Here is a 17361-nt window from a genome sequence, read left to right as displayed (position 1 = left end):
CGGTTGTCCTTTCTAATTCTGACTCATCAGGATCTTCTTCGGATTGAAACGGAGCACCATCATCGACGGTATCAGGGTACTGATGAAGACCACGCCAACGCCTAAAACAAAGATCTGAATCAAAATGCCTGCATCCACACCGGCGTGATAGCTGGCCGTCACCTCTTCCTGGCTGACTTCGTTAAACAAGGAATCCGAAGATGAATACGTGAAGACGCCCGGCTCGCTTGTCTGGTTTTCCTGCACCTGCATCGCCAGCGCTTTCTCGCCGACGCTTCCGGCAAGCATCGACCCCGTCGCGGAGGCCAGCGCAAAGCCGATCATCGCCGTGATCAACAGCTCCGTAAACAGCTGCCCGACAATCTTGACTTTGGACACGCCGAGGGAAAGCAAGACCCCGATCTCCGTTTCCCGCGTCTTCAACGTCAATGCGCTGACTAGGGAAATAATCACCACCGCGTTGATCAGAACGACCGCCACGATCAGATCGGAGAACACCGTCAAGGTGTCAAGCGGCTTCGACAAACGCTGGTACATCTCATCGTTGGCATCCATGATCAGATATTCGTCAAGATTCTGATTATACTGGTCGCGGAAGGCATCGACCTCCAGCGGATCGTTCAGCACAAACACGGCGCTGGACGGGTTATAGTCTTCCAGCCTGGCTTCGGCCACTTTCGGGTTGGCTTGATGGAACAGCGCCATCAGCGCGATGTCGTGCTGTGCGTACAATGGCAGCGGCATCAGCACCTGATTGGCCGGATGGGAATATTCGCTGGCCCATTGCAGCTCCTCGCTGCTCAGCTCCTCCGCGCTGTCCAAAATCCCGACGATCTCCAGTTCGAGGACGTTGTCGTTGGCAGTATCGGCCACAGCGTTGATCTCGTCGTCAGAATACAGCTTGATCCGGATGAAATCGCCGACCGACAGATTATTCGCTTCCGCCAGCCGCTTGTCGATCACGGCGACCGGACTTCCGTTATCTATTTCTTCCTGCGTAATCATCCGGCCCTGGGCCAGTTTCCACGTTTCGTCCGCCAGCTTGTTCAGCTGCGGCGAAAGCAGTCCCAGCAGCGTCATGTTGGGCTGTTGGTTCGTCGCCTGCCCGCTGCCGGACATCGTTTCCGAAACGACGACTGAGGTGGAAAACATCCCGTCGTCCTCCTCGTCCTCCGTCTTCTGCGGCCGCTGGATCTCCACCGGCGCAAACCCGTCCGCATAGCCCAACGTGGAGCGCGTCCAGTCCGCGGATTTAACGCGGGAATCGGCTAACATTCTTCTCACCAGCTCCGGATCCGGTTTCGGATAGGCAAAGGTTTTGCGTTCCTCCGAATCCAGACTCATATATTTTTCATACCAGGCGTCAAAGTCCATCGTAAACTCGACGACCGGATTCATTTTGCGGCGCGTTTCAATCTTGGCTTCCGCCGCGGCCGCGCTGATCGAAAAGCCGACGACCACAAAGTTGGCGATCAGAAAAAACGTCAGAGTAAGAAGCAGTGATTTTGTCTTGCTGCGGGATAAGTGCCGCAGCGCACGCTGAATGAAATTCATAGTGTATTTCCTTTCTACGGGCGCAAGGAAAACAACTTTCCTCAAAAGTCCGTTTTGATTTCAATTCAATGATGCAGTACAGCTCAAATGCGAAAGAGACGCTTCGGATCATCAAGCTCAGAAATTCCGATTTCGGAAGCGCTCTGTCTGTCCAGAGTCCGCTTGATTAACCTTTCGGAAGCAGAATCTGAATCTGGAATTCGCCGTCTTTCCAGACTGCCTGAATCGTTCCGCCCAGCCGGGTCACAATTTCCTGCGTGATCGCCAGGCCCAGACCGCTGCCGCCCAGTTTGCGGCTGCGCGAGGCATCCAGCCGGTAAAACGGCTGAAACAGCTGGGCGCACTGACTTTCGCTGATCGGCTGTGACGGATTGGCGATCAGGATTTGAAGCTGATCTTCCCGCTTGCTTAAATCGATCCGGATCGTGCTGTGTTCCGGGGTGTATTTCACAGCGTTTTCCACGCAGTTATACAGACAGCGAAGCAGCAGCGTCGGATCGGTATCCAGACAAGGATAAGCTTCGGCCAGCTGGACACTCAGCTGTTTCTGTCGAATCCGCGGATCCAGCTCCTCGATAATCGTGCAAAAGCAATCGTGAACGGAACAGCGCTGACGCTGCTCGATCACCTGCGCGCTGTTGAGCTGAAGCAGATTTTCGGCCAGTCGATTCAGCCGGCGGATGTTGCGCTGGGTCACTTCCAGCACCTCGGCCGCTTCCTCGGCGGTGTATTCTTCTTCCTGCCGCAGGGAGTCGAGATTGACCTGAATCGAGGCCAGCGGTGTTTTCAGCTCATGCGCTGCATCGGCAGTAAAGCGTTTCTGCCGTTCGAAGGCTTCGTCCAGCCGGCTGATCATCTGGTTGAGCGAATGGCTCAGTTCCGCGACCTCGCGGATGCCGTTTTCTTCCAGCCGGACCGACAGCTGATCTTCGTCCAGCGTACTGATCGAGGTCGACAACTGACGCAGCGGACGTGTCAGGCGGGAAACGGTCAGATAAATGCCCAACGTGCCCAACAGAATGATCGCCGTCATCAAACCGACAACCTGAATCTGAATCTGATCGTTGGCCGCGGTTGTGATCGCCACCATGCTTTGTTCCACCTGCTCAGGAAGATTTACGTTGTAAAAATCCGCAAGATTGGAATTGATGACAATTTGATCAACCTTGATCTCCTCACGGCCGCTGTTTGCGGTTGGGGCGGGCTGCAGGTTGTATGCTTCTTTAACCGAAACGGCATAATCAGTTATCACGGTCGTCGCCTGCCTGGCTACCCCGATCAATTCGTGGGAACTGAACATCATGGAGGAAAGGGTAAGCAGCACACAGGCCGCGGTCAGAATCGCCGTGCACAGCAGCGTAATCTTGACCTGTAAACTAAGCTTTTTCATCCGGATTCTCCTTCAGGCAATACCCTAGCCCGCGCTGACATTCGATCCAGTCTTCCCCACTGGCCGAGGCCAGCTTGCGGCGCAGGGAAGACAGGTGAACTTTAAAGGCGTTGGAAAACAGATCTTCGTCTTCGCCCCAAACCTGGCAGATAATCGTTTCCGCGCTCAGCCGCTTGCCGTCGTGCAGCGCCAGCGTTTCCAGAATCTGCGTTTCCCTGGCGGTCAGCCTCAGCCGCTGATCCCGCACATACACCTGATGACTGCCGGTGTCGATCCGCAATGAACCGCGGCAGACAACGGCGTCCTGGCGCACAAAACGGCGTCCGGTCAGATTGCGGATGCGCGCGAGCAGTTCCTCGAAGTGAAACGGTTTGACCAGGTAATCATCTGCGCCCAGGTCAAGCCCCCTCACCTTGTCCGCCACCGTCCCGCGGGCCGATAAAATGAGAATCTTCTGCTGCGGCTTCTCCGCGCGCAGCCGGCGAAGCAGATCCAGTCCGTCCAATCCCGGCAGATTCAAATCGAGCAGGACGCAGCCGTAATCCTCAGCCAGCGCCAGATCCAGCCCTTCCCGACCCTCGCCGGTCCAGTCGACCTCGTAGCCGTTTTTCCGCAGCCCGCGCTTCAGCCCCAGCGCCAGATCTTCCTCATCTTCCACAATCAACAGTTTCATGCGGTTCTCCTTTCACTCTCCGGACATCTACGATTATAACTATTCGCAGGTTAAGCTAAAGTTAAGAAAGCAGAGTCTGCGAACAGACTCTACCCTTTTTTGTGTTTTAACAGAACGATCACCAGACTGACGACCGCCGCGCTCAATCCGATCACATAGAGATAGCCATAGCGCCATTTCAATTCCGGCATCGCCGTAAAGTTCATACCATACCAGCCGGCGATCAGCGACAAAGGCAGGCAGATCGTCGTGACTAACGACAGCGTCTTCATCGACTTGTTCAGCTGATAGTCCAGCTGGGCCTGATAGGATTGCTGCGTCTGGGTCAGGCGGTCGCGCAGCAGCTGCACATTGTCGCGATAGCGGAGGATTCGATCGTTTAACAGTGTGAAGCTGCGCAGCTCGTCCTCGGCGAACAAGTCGTTGCTGTTTTCTTCCAGATGATCGTTGATGTTGATCAGCTGATCATAATAGCGGTTCAGCGTCAGCAGCTCTTTGCCCAACTGGAGAGTCTGCTGCCGAAAGTGCGGCGCTCTGGCGTCGAACACTTCTTTTTCCAACGTGTCGATCCGTGTTTCCAGATCTTCATGAATATCCGGATCCTGTATCAGAATCTCCCGAAAGAAGCCGGTGACCAACCGCGGCAGCGTCGCTTTCTTTGGCTGCAGCGACTGAAGCATGCGATTGACGGCTTCGCCGGTGCTGTCGTCTTCGTCGAACAGATCGACGACTAAAAAACAGTTTTTTACAATCAACAGGCCGATCTTATCCCGTTGTCCCAGAATCTGACCGGGATTGATCAGATGCAGCACGCACCAGAAGGCATTCTCGCTGACGCTGACGGCGTTGCGCATCAGGGATTCCCTTTCCGTGGGGATCGGCAGATGCAGTCCGGCCTGTCGGGCCAGCGCTTGCAGCTGTTCTTCACTGATAAAGCCGACGGTCAGATGTTCACAGGGGTAGTTCAAATTTTCTGTTTGACGACAGGTTTCTGTAATTTCAACAAGCATAACCACATCTCCCTTTTTCCTGGGCGCCGTTGATTTCCGAGGCCCGTTTGCTATCATTATACAACGAAAGTTGTTCATACCGATCGTGCGTTTTTTCAGCCGGCCTGATCTGAAACGGAAAAGAAATTTCCGCAGTCAAAAATTTCGGCGCGGACAAGAAAAAGATTTTTCCAATTCTGTACTTTGCGGACAAAGGATGGAAAAATCTTACGAATTAAGCGGTTAAGAACTTCATGGTTTTATAAGAAAGCGGAGATTGCCTTTTTTGCCCAGCCGGAATCCTTGAGGATCGCCCGGCCGACGCCGATCAGATCGGCCTTCCTGCTTTGCAAGAGCGCCTCCGCGGCCGAGACTTCCGTGATTCCGCCCGTCAGCAGCACGGGAATCGAAACCGACTGTTTTATCGCGGCGGAATAGTCCTGAAAATAGCCTTGTTCGCTGTGGCCCGGACGAACATAACCGCCTAAGCCGCCGGTGATGTCGATCAGATCAACGCCGGCTTTTTCAAATGCCGCGCATGCGGATATTGCGTCTGCCAGCGTACTTCCGTTTTCAAGCCCCTCGCACGCGCCTAACCGCAGTGCCAGCGGATACTCCGCACCAACCTGACTGCGGATCGCTTCGATGATCTGACAATGCAGGCGAATCCGGTTTTCCAGCGAGCCTCCGTAGTCGTCCGTTCTCCGGTTGGTCAGCGGCGAATAAAACTGGTTGAGCAGATAGCCGTGGGCCGAGTGGATTTCCACGCCGTCAAAGCCGGCGGCCTGGGCCCGGCGGGCAGCTTCCTTAAAATCAGCGATCACTTTTTCAAGATCCTGCGCTGTCATGGCTTTGGGCAGGCATTCGTCTTTCGCCTTGGGATGTTTGACCACGCTGGGCGCTAACGGGACATAGCCGGTAACTTCTTCTTTCGCCGCGCTTCCGGCATGATTGAGCTGAGCGAATACCGGCGAACCGTTAGCGTGAATCGCCGCTGTCAATTCGCGCAATCCCACGATATCCTCATCGCTGGAAATCGACGTCTGGTTTGCGCTGGCCTGCCCTTCCGCCGAAATAAAGCTGTGTTCCATGATGATCAAGCCCAGTGCGCCGCCTGCGGATTTTTCCTGATAGTAGTGAATCAATTCCGGCGTAACCTTGCCGTTTTCCGCCTTGGACGTCGCCATCGGCGGCATGACCAGCCGGTTTTTTAAGCGCAAATGCCCCACTTGAACGGGTGAAGTCAGTAAAATCATTTCGATTCCTCCTTTAGAACCTGATGAGAAAGTTATACCATAAAATTCCTTAATGTTAAGTCTTTCGCTCAAAACAGAAAACGGATATTTTTGATTTCCGCCTTTCAAACCGAATAAAACAAATCCGCCGGTCTATTCCCAGCGGATGACTTGTTCATCTTCAACAGCGTGAACCGATAACCAGCGGATTCATTTTGAACGTCGGTCAGTTCCATTTGTTCTATCCTCAATCCAACGTCAGAAAGACCACTCTTGCTTGGTATCACAAGCCGGATAATTTCGATAATTTGAGAAATCTTCGGAATCTCCTAAGTAGTACAATGTATTTTCTTCAATCATAAAATAACCGGAGAACACTTCCCCTTCAGTAACAAAGTCATTGTAGGACTCAGGACCATCAAACCCATAGCGCTTCGGACTGGCATAGCTCACAGAAAATTTATAAATATGATCGCCTGATGACCGATATTCACCATCCAGCCATTTATCATATTCGGTTTCCATTCGGCTTGTTATGTGAAGTCGGGCAAAATCATTTTCTGAAGGATACAAAATGAAAACGAGACTGTCTCTTAAAAAAACGGATTCACCTTCAGGCAGACTGAAACGATCGTCAATCTTATTTTCTTTCCATTGATGACATACGAAGACGGCATTTCCAGCTTTAGGATTTTCTTCAAAATAAGTATCTCCGCTGACAGTATCGGGAGTGCTGGATATCATCGGTTCAGGATCCACTGTGGATCGAGGATTCTCCTGCACTTCAGCGGCGCAGCCATAACAGAGCAGGAGTAAGACGATCAAACCTGTTTTTTTCATTCTGTCCTCTACCTTCGTTTGAGTTTTACTTCTCTTTCTTCATACCGCGTTCCTGGATACCGCTTGTTGTGATTCATAACACACTTTACGTCATGCTTCCATTGTAAACGAAAAGTTCTTCCAGACAATCCTTGCGGATTCTATTTAATCATAGTAACTCTCTTCCTTAAAGCCATAAAAAAACGGAAGAAACGACCTCAGTCCCTGTTCCTTCCTACTCTATGAGCCTATTTATCATATCTTGAAAAATCAAGTTTGTAAATCCCCTTGCGATCAACTTTAACCTGAAGAGAAAATCATCCTATTTTCCAATTCTGAAAAATATTCATTTTTGGAAAATAGATTCGTTAAATGTGTTTACCGTCGATTCATCTTTGGGCAATAGACCTCTCAATAAAATTGTTTTATTTCTTTTTAATCTTTTTAATAACGCGCTCATGTCTGCGCTTTCTTGAACACAAATGCGTTTAAGCTCCTCGATAAACCTGAATTGATTATTCATGTCCGAATAGTTCCGCTATCCAGGATTTCGGTTTCACCGGGCGTCCGCAGCTGAACGCATCGAAGCTGCCATGGATCAGGCTGCCTTTGCCGTCCCCCTGCGTGATCACCACGATATTATTCTGATATTCCGCACGGATGTCCTCGTTCACTTCAAATCGTTTGATATTCTGAGCGACGATCACCGGGCGGGACTCTGTGTCCACGCCGTCAGTTAACTCGGAGTACACTGCATAAATCTGATTTTTCAGGCCGGCTTCCTCATGAACACGGGAATCCGCCTGAATCTGAAATCGAACTTCTTCCGTTTCTCCAACGATCGTACAAAGAGAACAGAACAAACATAGACTCATCATTACCATCAGCTTCTTCATAAAAAACCCGCCCTTCCTGTTGCTTTCAGGATGGACGGATTTTCCATTTTTATACCAGGATCTTGCACAGCACAAGCTTACAGATTGAAGTAGACGAACAACATCCGGTCCTTGCCATTGATGTCCTTGACCACCTCGGCGCGCACATCGCCGAAGGTTTTTCTGACCTCCGCCAACAGCGCCGCTTTCTGATTCCAGCCAATTTCAAACGCCATCATCGCTCTGTCCTTCAGCACCTGCGGCGCGGCCGCAAAGACCTGACGGTAGAACTTCAAGCCATCTTCGCCGCCAAACAACGCGACGTGCGGTTCATAATCCTTGACCGAAGCTTCCAGTGTTTCCTCCTGCGGAATGTACGGCGGATTGCAGATCAGAAGATCGACCTTCATTCCCGCGTCGATCACCGGCTGCGCCATATCGCCGATCAGAAACTTCACGTCGACGCCTAAGCTCGCGGCGTTCGCTTTCGCCACTTCCACTGCTTCCGCGCTGATGTCGGTAGCGCTCATGCGGATTTTCGGTTCTTCCTTGGCCAGCGACAGCGCGATCGCGCCGCTGCCGGTACCGATATCCACCGCGTCGATCGTTTCCACATCCGCGAAATATTCATCCAGATCCGCCAGGATATTCGCCACCAGCTCTTCCGTTTCCGGACGGGGGATCAGGACATTTTCATTGACCTTTAACCGATAGCCATAAAACCAGGAATAGCCCAGGACATACTGCATCGGTTCCTGTTTCAGAATCCGCTTCATCCCTGCCTGATATTGTTCGACCAGCTCCGCCGGCGCTTCGTCCTCATAATGCAGATACAGATCGTAGCTTTCCTTCTGGCTTAGCTCCAACAGAAATACCTGCGCCGTTTCCTGCGGAATCTGCGCCTGTTCCAATAACGGCAGCGCTTCGTGAATCAGCTCGCGGAAACTAGGCATTATTTTCGCCCGCCAGCTTCTGCCGCTGTTCTTCCGCCAGCAGCGCCGCAATCACGTCGTCCAGCTTCCCTTCCATAATCCGGTCCAGCTGGTTGATCGTAAAGCCGATCCGATGATCGGTCACGCGGTTCTGCGGATAGTTGTAAGTCCGGATCTTTTCCGAACGGTCGCCCGTTCCGATTTTCGCCCGCCGGACTGCGCCTTCTTCTTCCTCTTTCTGACGATTGAGTTCTTCAAAGACCCGCGCGCGGATTAAGCGCAGCGCGGTTTCACGGTTTTCATGCTGGGAACGGCCTTCCTGACAGTTGACTGTAATTCCAGTCGGCACATGCACGATCCGGACCGCAGAATCAGTCTTGTTGATATGCTGCCCGCCGGCGCCGGAAGCCCGGTGTGTTTCAAAAGTCAGATCCGCAGGATCGATCTCAATATCCGTTTCCTCCGCGTCCGGCAGCACCAGGACGGTCGCTGTCGACGTATGAATCCGCCCCTGAGTCTCCGTCTTCGGCACCCGCTGCACGCGATGCGCGCCGGATTCAAATTTCAGCTGACGGTACACCTCGTCGCCCTTGACCAGAAATGAAATCATGGAGAAGCCGCCAGCTTCCGATTCGCTCATTTCCAGCACCTGGATTTTCCAGCCCTGCGTTTCCGCATACCGTACATACATCCGATACAGATCGCCGGCGAAAATATTTCCTTCGTCGCCTCCGGCTGCGCCGCGGATTTCCACGATACAGTCGTGATCGTCGTTGGGATCCTTCGGGATCAGCAGCACTTCGATCTTCGCGATCAGCGCTTCTTTCTTGGGAAGCAGTTCTTCCAGCTCCATCTGCGCCATTTCCTTCAGCTCCGGATCATGTTCCTTCGCCATTTCCTCCGCCTGCTCGATATGCGAATTCAGGCCCTTTAATTCCTCGTAAGCCTCCACGGATTGTTTCAGCGAAGCCTGTTCCTTGCCCAGCTTCGCCAGCCGTTTCGGATCGGAAACAATTTCCGGAGACATCATTTCCTCGTTGATTTCATTGTAACGTTCTTCAATCGACTGAAGCCGTTTCATCATTGCATCCATTATTTACCCTCCTTATGCAGTTTTTACTTCCTGCGTTAAATCAATCAGCCACGCGCCCTTAAAGTAACGCTTTAAGCCGATGACCATGCGTACCAGCTGTTCCACCTGAATGATCAGGAAGACCAGCGCAATGCTTGTGAAATGCAAGCCTTCAACCAGAATGAAGGCCAGCGGCAGGCCGACGATCCACATGATTCCCGCATCCAGAAACGCCAGGAATTTGGAATCCCCGCCGGCCCGCAGCGCCGAGAACACCAGCACATTGAACATCCGCAGCGAGATCCGGATCGAGAAAATCCGGACGATCAGCACCGCTTCCTGAATCACGTTCGCGTTCTGCAAGCCGAACAGATCGACCATCGGATGAGCGAAGCCCAGAATCAACAGCGACGACACGGCCGACAAGACGACGGCCAGCGCCACAAACCAGTTTCCCTGCCGTTTTGCCAGCTCCAGATCGCCCTGCCCCAACGAAGCGCCCAGAATTGCACCGTTGGCGCTGTTTAAGCCCTGGACGATAAAGAAGAACATGTTGGAGATCTGGTTGCCGACATAGTAAGCGTCCATCGCTTCGGTGCCCAAGCGCCCGAAGGCGCGGATATATAAAGTATTGCCGAAACCGAAAAATAATTCATTCAGCACTAACGGATACGCCCGGCGTAAGATCGGCTGGACAAAGTCCGAGCTGAGCGCGAACATTTCCCGCGGCGTTCCGATGAACGACTGCTTTGATTTATAAGCGTAGACGATATGAATCACCAGACCCGTCGTCTGCGCGATCAGCGTCGCCAGCGCCGCGCCCTGCACCCCCATCTGCGGAAATCCGAAGTGTCCGAAGATCAGGCAGTAGTTCAGGACGATATTCACCGCCATGCTGACAAGGCCGATCAACATCGGCACATGCGTTTTCTGTATGCAACGGTAAGCGAACGAGAACATTGTGATCAGTGCCCCCGGCAGATAGGAGATCATCGCGATCATCAGATACTGCAGCGCGGATTCGATGACCGTCGGATCCGGAATGTAAAAGTGCATCAGCTGACGGCCGAAGAAAACCGAAGCCGCCATCCAGACCAGCGCGTTGATCAGGCTCAGGATCACGCCCAGACCGAACGCCTTTTTCTCACTTTTCAAATCCTGCTTGCCGAAGAACTGCGACATGAAGATCCCCGCGCCGCTGGCGACGCCGAAGCCCACCGTCATCATCAGATTTTCAATCTGGGCCGCAGTGCCGACGGCGGTCACCTGACCAATCCAGGAAACCATCATACTGTCGGCGATCCCCATCGCGCTGTTGAGCAGCTGCTGCAAGGCCAGCGGAACGGAAATCAGAAATACTTTTTTATAGAAATCTTTCGGTGCGATCCACTTTTTCAGCGCTTCAGTCATGGTCCAGCCCCAGATGGGACGGCTTGTTTTTAATCTGGTGGCAGTGCCGGCAGCGCGCTTCATAGCTTTCCGACGCGCCGACCAGAATGATCGGATCATCGTAATTGGCCGGTTCGCCATTGACTAAACGCTGCGTGCGGGTCGCCGGAGCACCGCAGATCGTACAGACGGCCGTCAGCTTCGTGACAAATTCCGCCTTGGTGATCAAAATCGGCATCACGCCGAACGGTTCGCCCTTGAAATCCATATCCAGGCCGGCCGCCATCACCCGCTTGCCTTTTTTCGCGTAGTAATCGCAGATTTCTATAATATCTTCATCGAAGAACTGAACCTCGTCGATCGCGATCACATCGACCGAATCGTCGACATAGTTCAGAATTTCCTTCGCTTCCCGGATCACGATGCTGTCGACTTCGCTTCCGGCATGGGAAACGACTTTGGTTTCGCTGTACCGGTTATCAATCGCCGGCTTAAACACCAGCACTTTTTTCTTCGCAAATTCCAGCACCTTGATACGCCGGATCAATTCTTCTGTTTTTCCCGCAAACATACACCCGGAAATGACTTCCACATATCCCGGGCGGTATTGATGATACATCATAATTCCGCTCCTCTTCTTCCGTCATGGTCTTTGTTTTATTTATCCTTTCCTATTGTACAGGAATTGATGTCTACTTTCCACCCTTGGACAACGGTTAAAAGCCGAAAGAATCAATATTTTCATGGATGACGCGAAGCAGCGTCTTCTGATACTCCGCCTGATGTTCCGGCGTATAAATCTCGCTTTCCAGATCATCATACAGCCCTTCCGCCACGTTTCCCGGATCCGCAGCGCTGCGCCGGATCGCTTCCTTCAGCGCCTCGGCATAGAAAGTTAGACCCCAGGCTTCAGCCGCTTCTTTGCCATAAATTAACATGTCCATGCCATGATTCGCCAACAGCTGAGGGACGCCGCCGCAGCCGATTTCCTCGTTGACGATCGGCAGGGTCAGAACATGCCGGTGAACATCCGGAATCTGCACGAGCAGTTCCGGTTCTTCCAGACCTTCGCGATAATAATGAAACAGCCAGTTGCTGACAGCTGTCAACAAGCGATTGTCCGTCATCCTTTTCAACTTTTTCTTCGTTACATTCCGATCCTTAATCATTAAAAACAACCCATAGATCAGTGCGAGGACAAACAGTGCCCCGCTGAACATCGCTAACATCAACGCTCCCCCTCATTCTTTTTAAAATCCCATCATCGAAAGAATCCCATGGCCCCCAAATCAGAAAAAAATAAGGGGCTTGCGCTCCTTATCCTTTTTCGCGTTGTTATTTCTTCAATCCGTACTTCTGATTGAACTTTTCGATCCGGCCCTGAGCCGCTGCGAAACGCTGTCTTCCTGTGAAGAACGGATGGCAGTTTGAGCAGGTATCGACGCGGATATCGTCTTTGACTGAACCCGTTTCAAACGTGTTGCCGCAAGTTGTGCAGGTGACTGTGACCTTATGGTAGTTTGGATGAATTCCTTTTTTCATAATTACTCTCCTTCCGCCTTGGACCCCTTGGCGTGTCCAAAGTAAGTGCTTATATATCTTAGCATAGCCCCATCGCAAAAGCAATCCTAAATTTCTTAATTTTCGCCTTGGTTAAGCGCTTTTCCTGACTTGGAAAGATTGGAATTTACGGCCGGAACTCCTTTTTTCAATCCTGTCTGAGAAATGGAGTTGAGAAGACAGGGAAGATCTTCCAGACGCCTTTTTCTTCATCCTGCTTTTCCCTGAATGGTTTAATCCTGTCCTGACTTGCGATTTTTTTACTTTTCCTTGATTTCTTCACTAAAAACGAGCTTAAAACCCGGTATAATATCGTTAGAAAAGAAGCCTGTCCAAGCTGGTCAGCATTGTTTTAAAAGCACAGCTTGGTGGTAAAGCAAGATGCGAATCGATCCGGGGGAGAACGAAATGAACCATGTCGCGATTATCGAAGATGAAATAGAAACGGCCCGCCATTACCGCGATCAGCTCTGCGCTTATCTGCGGCAGCGTGGACGTCGGGCAGAAATTGATCTCTATCCGCACGGCCGGGCTTTGCTGGAAAACTTTAAGCATCAGTACGATCTGTTGCTGATGGACATTCAGATGGATGAGCTTGACGGGATTGAAACAAGCCGTCTGATTCGAAAACAGGATCCCGATGTCTGTCTGATTTTTATCACGTCGATGGAGCAGTTCGCAATTCAGGGCTATCAGGTCGAAGCATTCCGCTACCTGCTGAAACCGCTGGAGACCGAAGAGTTGTTCGGTGTTCTGGACAAAGCATTCGCGCGGATTGACAAAGCGGCGCCGCAGCGAATTTTGATCCGCACGCTCGAAGGGGAGACGCAGATTGACGTCGCGCAGATCACGTATGCTGAAATCTGTCAGCGGCAGCTGTGGATTCATTGCGGTCAGCAGCTTTACCGCTGCAACATGACGCTTAACCGCTTTGAAGAATTGCTGAACTGCGCTGATTTTTTCCGCTGTCATGAGGGTTATTTAATCAATATGAATCATGTCCGTCGTTTTGGCCGTCAGGAGGTCATCTTAAGCGGTACAATCGCAATCCCGGTCAGCCGGACGAAAAAGAATGATTTCCTGGCTGCTTTTGCGCGGCATGTGGGAGCGCGCCAGAATGTTTGAGTTCGCCGGAGCGGCAATGGAAGTGTGGGCTGTCCATCGCCTGTTTTCCGCTTTGCCCCAACGCAGCATCAAGTGGAAAACTCCGCTGCTGATTGCAGCCGTACTGGCCTGTATCCTGCTTGTCCGGGTTGCATCCGACCGGTACCACACAACCTATTATCTTATCTATTATTGGATTCTTGGTTTGTTCCTGCTGCTGGACAGACAGTCGGACTTCAAGAATTTCATCTACAACTGGATGCTTATCTTCTTTCTCAACTTTCCGATCAAACGCGCAATGCAGCATCTCGGCTATGTGCTGCCCCGTCACTTTCCAGGACTTCCAACACCTTTGATTTATCTTGCCGGATCCGTCGGCATTCTGCTTGTCTTTGAGCTTGCGCGGCGGCTGCTTCGCCCGCAGATCAACCGGTATCTGCACTTCTGGACGCTGCTGGCGATGAGTCTGTGTCTGTTTTCAATTTTATATATGAATCTGTTAATTGCCTCCACGCTGGATTACGCGCATCTGATCGCCGGCTGGTTCGATGCTTCACTGCCGTTGGCGATCTGTGTGCTTTTATGCGTCTGCGGTCTGGCCTTCGTCGTCAACAATCAAAAGACGGTCGAACTCATCGAGACGGAAAAAAACCTGCAGCTGCGGGTCGAGCTGAAGCACAAGGAAATTGAACAGATTCAGCTGAAAAAGGAACTGATCGAGCGGACCAACCGTGAATATCACGACATGAAGAACCATCTGAAATATCTTGAACAGCTTTCCCAACCAGATCAGAAAGCGTATCTGCACGCGCTGCAGAAAGAAATGCAGGATTATATTCCGATCGTGACGACGGACAATGATGCGCTGGATACGGTTCTGTCGGATAAGACAATTCAGGCGCGGCAGGATGGCATTGCGTTAACGGTGTCGATTGAATATCAGAATCTGGCGTTTCTGCAGCCGATGGACATCGTCACGCTGTTCGGCAACGCGCTGGACAATGCGATCGAAGCGTGCCGGAAACTGAAGGCGGGAGATCGGAAAATCCGGCTGCGGATCACACAGCGCGACGGCTGGCTGCTGATCCAGATCAGTAATCCGCTGCCTCAGCCGCTCACTTGGTCTGATGGCAGACCGGCGAGCACCAAAGACGGAGCAGGGCATGGCCTGGGACTGCGTTCCATTGAGAAAACCACGGAGCATTTAGGCGGCATCATGCAGCTGGATGCCGCTGACAATCAATTCACGCTGCAGATTTTTCTGCCGATCTGTACCGATTAAGCAACAAATCCTTCCGATCACGCAACCTCACTGGTAAATGTTTTCACAAATTCGTAAAATGAGGGCAAATCGAGGAGGAAAGAAAATGAAAAACACCAAAGGCATCACCCGCCGCGACTTTTTAAAAGGCGCCGCGGCTTCCGCTGCCGGGCTGGCGGCTGCCGGCTTGTTAGGCGGCTGCGCAGCTCCGTCCCAGAATGAACCTGAATCGCCATCCACCCCCACTCCCGAACCCTCTGCCGCTGACTGGCGGACAGCACCGGCTCCAGTTGCCGACAGCGAAATTAAGGAAACCTATGACGCCGACGTCATCATCGTCGGTTTGGGCCACGCCGGGATCGCGGCCAGCCGGGCCGCCGTTGAAAAAGGCGTTTCCGTCATCACGCTGGAAAAGCAGGATGAAGACATTTTCAGTGTTTTAGGCAACGATATCGGTCATCTGAATTCGCAATGGCTGAAAAACCACGGCGTGCCGGAAGTCGATCCGGTTGAAGCGATGCAGGATTGGCAGATGCGCTCGCTGTATCGCTGCAACGCGCCGCTGGTCATGAAATTCCTGCAGAAGTCCGGTTCGGCTTTCGACTGGTACATCGAACCGTTTTCTCCGGACGATATCGACACCATCCGCGTTTCCAACATGCCGTATCCGACGCATTATGATTTCAGCGGCACCTGCGGCGGACAGAAATTCTGGCCAGGTACCGCACAGTTTTCCGGACGGTATTTCGACGGGAATTTCAGTCTGATCGACGCGGCAAAAAAAGAACGGGACTATGCCGTCAGTCTGGGCCTGACGATCCATTATTCCACATCGGGTTATCAGTTGATCAAGGATGACACCGGCAGAGTCACCGGCGTGATCGCGATCAACAAAGATGGAAACTACGTTCGATACAACGCGGCCAAGGGCGTCATTCTGGCCGCCGGAGATTTCGGCGCCGACGCGCAGATGGTCAACGAGCTGTGCCCGGAGCTGGTCGATACCAACGCTCTGCACAACACGGAAGCCACGATCAGCATGGGCCGCGACGGCAGCGGCATCAAAATGGCGGTCTGGGCCGGAGCGCAGCTGGAGCCACGGCCATTGCCAGCGATGGGCGGCATCGAATTCAAACCAGCGCCGGCAGGGCCGGCAGGAATCCTGTGGCTGGATAAGAATTACAAGCGCTACACAACCGAAGCGGTCGGCGACGGCGTTTACAGTGTCCAGTCCGCTCGCAAATCAGGAAAGATCACCAGTGTTTTCGATTCGCATTACATGGAGTATCTGCAATACTTCCCAGCCGCACACGGCTCAATTTTCCTCAATCACGAAAGTCTGGCCGCCGATGACGGCGCAACGGTGCAGGCGGCGCTGGACGCCGCGGTCGCCGCAGGCAAAGAAGGTTACGTTGTGGAAAACTTCATCCTCGGTTCCGGAACTTTATATGCCGCAAATACCATGGAGGAGTTAGCGGAAGACCTCAAGCTGGAAGGCGCAGAGAAAGAAACCTTCCTGGCCTCGGTTGATCGCTACAATGAACTGTGCGCCAAGGGTGTCGATGAGGATCTCGGCAAGGAAAGCCGGTATCTGTTCTCCGTTCAGGACGCGCCGTTCTTTGCGATCCAAAGCGAAGTAACCGGCGGCCATGCATTAGTCACGGTCGGCGGCATCATGGCAACGGAGAATCAACAGGCTCTGAATCATGACCTCGATCCGATTGACGGCCTGTTCGTTACGGGCAACTGCTGCGGTGAACGCTGGGGCTTCCAGTATTTCACACCGATTCCAGGTGTCAGCATCGGTATGGCGATCACATTGGGCCGCGAGGTCGGCGATTACGTCGCCAGTCTGTAACGCTTCATTCGTCTTCTCGAAACGAAATCTCACAAACCGAAAAGGAGCCTTTCCCCATGAATATTCATGGCGGAAAGACTCCTTTTCCATAGATAATGAAGCTTAATCCAGATCCTCGCCGTTGGTTTCAATGACCTTTTTATACCAGAAGAAGCTGTCCTTGCGGTACCGCTTCAGATCGCCGCGGCCTTCGTTGTCCTTATCGACATAGATGAATCCATAGCGCTTCTCCATCTCGCCGGTAGATACGCTGACCAGATCCATCGTCGACCATGGCGTATAGCCGATCAGCTCTACCCCGTCGTCGATCGCCAGCCGCATCTGCTTGATGTGCTGACGCAGATAATCAATCCGGTAAGCATCATGAATCTTACCGTCCGCCGTCAGCGTATCGCGGGCGCCCAGACCGTTTTCCGTCACCATGACTGGAATGCCGTACCGATCATAAATATGGTTCAGCGTGTAGCGCAGTCCTTTCGGATCGATCTGCCAGTCCCACTCCGTCGCGGTTAAATACGGGTTCTTCGCCCCACCCATGACGTTGCCGGACACCTGCGCACTGGTCGGATCCGAGCTGATGCAGTTGGACATGTAATAGCTGAACGAATAGAAATCCACCGAGATCGGAAGAGCGTCGTGTAGGGAAAGAG

Annotated in this window: 17 protein-coding genes; 3 read left to right on the top strand and 14 right to left on the bottom strand. The window is 52.4% G+C overall.

Translation table 11 applies throughout. The features are described 5' to 3' along the window. Nucleotides 1-12: 12 nt before the first annotated feature. From AC5OW4_RS03200 to rpmE, 13 genes are all read right to left on the bottom strand, one after another. The gene (locus AC5OW4_RS03200) at nt 13-1554 is read right to left on the bottom strand and encodes an ABC transporter permease (protein ID WP_072683196.1); all 1542 of its coding nucleotides are present in this window, start codon (nt 1552-1554) and stop codon (nt 13-15) included. Between the two features lie 166 nt (nt 1555-1720). Continuing rightward, complete coding sequence (locus AC5OW4_RS03195) at nt 1721-2944, bottom strand: sensor histidine kinase (protein WP_072683195.1); 1224 nt, start codon at nt 2942-2944, stop codon at nt 1721-1723. Beyond that, nucleotides 2931-3617, bottom strand: coding sequence for a response regulator transcription factor (locus AC5OW4_RS03190; protein ID WP_072683194.1), 687 nt, complete (start codon nt 3615-3617; stop codon nt 2931-2933). The genes AC5OW4_RS03195 and AC5OW4_RS03190 overlap by 14 nt, the downstream gene beginning before the upstream one ends. Nucleotides 3618-3706: 89 nt before the next feature. Next, nucleotides 3707-4627 (bottom strand): magnesium transporter CorA family protein, encoded by a 921-nt coding sequence (locus AC5OW4_RS03185; RefSeq protein WP_072683193.1) that lies wholly within the window; start codon nt 4625-4627, stop codon nt 3707-3709. Between the two features lie 239 nt (nt 4628-4866). Beyond that, nucleotides 4867-5862, bottom strand: a complete 996-nt coding sequence (locus AC5OW4_RS03180; protein ID WP_072683192.1) for an NADH:flavin oxidoreductase — start codon at nt 5860-5862, stop codon at nt 4867-4869. A 237-nt stretch (nt 5863-6099) separates the two neighbouring features. Next, complete coding sequence (locus AC5OW4_RS03175) at nt 6100-6681, bottom strand: hypothetical protein (RefSeq protein WP_072683191.1); 582 nt, start codon at nt 6679-6681, stop codon at nt 6100-6102. Between the two features lie 494 nt (nt 6682-7175). Beyond that, nucleotides 7176-7556: a hypothetical protein gene (locus tag AC5OW4_RS03170; RefSeq protein WP_072683190.1), complete on the bottom strand. Its 381-nt coding sequence runs from the start codon at nt 7554-7556 to the stop codon at nt 7176-7178. Nucleotides 7557-7633: 77 nt separating this feature from the next. Beyond that, entirely contained in the window at nt 7634-8488 is an 855-nt protein-coding gene (gene prmC / locus AC5OW4_RS03165) for a peptide chain release factor N(5)-glutamine methyltransferase (protein ID WP_072683189.1), read from the bottom strand. Then, nucleotides 8481-9560: a peptide chain release factor 1 gene (prfA, locus tag AC5OW4_RS03160; protein WP_072683188.1), complete on the bottom strand. Its 1080-nt coding sequence runs from the start codon at nt 9558-9560 to the stop codon at nt 8481-8483. Before prfA ends, prmC begins: the two co-directional genes overlap by 8 nt. Before the next feature lie 12 nt (nt 9561-9572). Further along, a complete protein-coding gene (locus tag AC5OW4_RS03155; RefSeq protein ID WP_195548031.1) occupies nt 9573-10949 on the bottom strand; it encodes an MATE family efflux transporter in 1377 nt (458 codons plus the stop codon). Continuing rightward, complete coding sequence (locus AC5OW4_RS03150; protein ID WP_039864017.1) at nt 10942-11547, bottom strand: thymidine kinase; 606 nt, start codon at nt 11545-11547, stop codon at nt 10942-10944. Before AC5OW4_RS03150 ends, AC5OW4_RS03155 begins: the two co-directional genes overlap by 8 nt. 97 nt (nt 11548-11644) lie before the next feature. Continuing rightward, nucleotides 11645-12157 (bottom strand): DMP19 family protein, encoded by a 513-nt coding sequence (locus tag AC5OW4_RS03145; RefSeq protein ID WP_072683186.1) that lies wholly within the window; start codon nt 12155-12157, stop codon nt 11645-11647. Nucleotides 12158-12263: 106 nt separating this feature from the next. After that, nucleotides 12264-12470 (bottom strand): 50S ribosomal protein L31, encoded by a 207-nt coding sequence (rpmE, locus tag AC5OW4_RS03140; protein WP_072683185.1) that lies wholly within the window; start codon nt 12468-12470, stop codon nt 12264-12266. A gap of 399 nt (nt 12471-12869) precedes the next feature. On the opposite strand from rpmE, the gene AC5OW4_RS03135 reads away from it, so the two are divergent. The 3 genes from AC5OW4_RS03135 to AC5OW4_RS03125 all read left to right on the top strand — a co-directional run bounded on the left by AC5OW4_RS03135 (nt 12870) and on the right by AC5OW4_RS03125 (nt 16711). Next, entirely contained in the window at nt 12870-13613 is a 744-nt protein-coding gene (locus AC5OW4_RS03135; protein ID WP_308559688.1) for a LytR/AlgR family response regulator transcription factor, read from the top strand. Further along, on the top strand, nt 13606-14874 hold the full coding sequence (locus tag AC5OW4_RS03130; RefSeq protein WP_308559690.1) for a GHKL domain-containing protein: 1269 nt from the start codon (nt 13606-13608) through the stop codon (nt 14872-14874). Before AC5OW4_RS03135 ends, AC5OW4_RS03130 begins: the two co-directional genes overlap by 8 nt. 85 nt (nt 14875-14959) lie before the next feature. Continuing rightward, complete coding sequence (locus tag AC5OW4_RS03125; RefSeq protein WP_308559692.1) at nt 14960-16711, top strand: FAD-binding protein; 1752 nt, start codon at nt 14960-14962, stop codon at nt 16709-16711. A gap of 102 nt (nt 16712-16813) precedes the next feature. Here AC5OW4_RS03125 and AC5OW4_RS03120 read toward each other — a convergent pair. Continuing rightward, a partial coding sequence (locus AC5OW4_RS03120) for a glycoside hydrolase family 1 protein (RefSeq protein ID WP_493676639.1) occupies nt 16814-17361 on the bottom strand: 548 nt, incomplete at its 5' end.

Source organism: Holdemania sp. (assembly GCF_986127675.1).
Note: the sequence above shows the minus strand (reverse complement) of the source record. Positions and strands in the feature narration are given on the sequence as shown.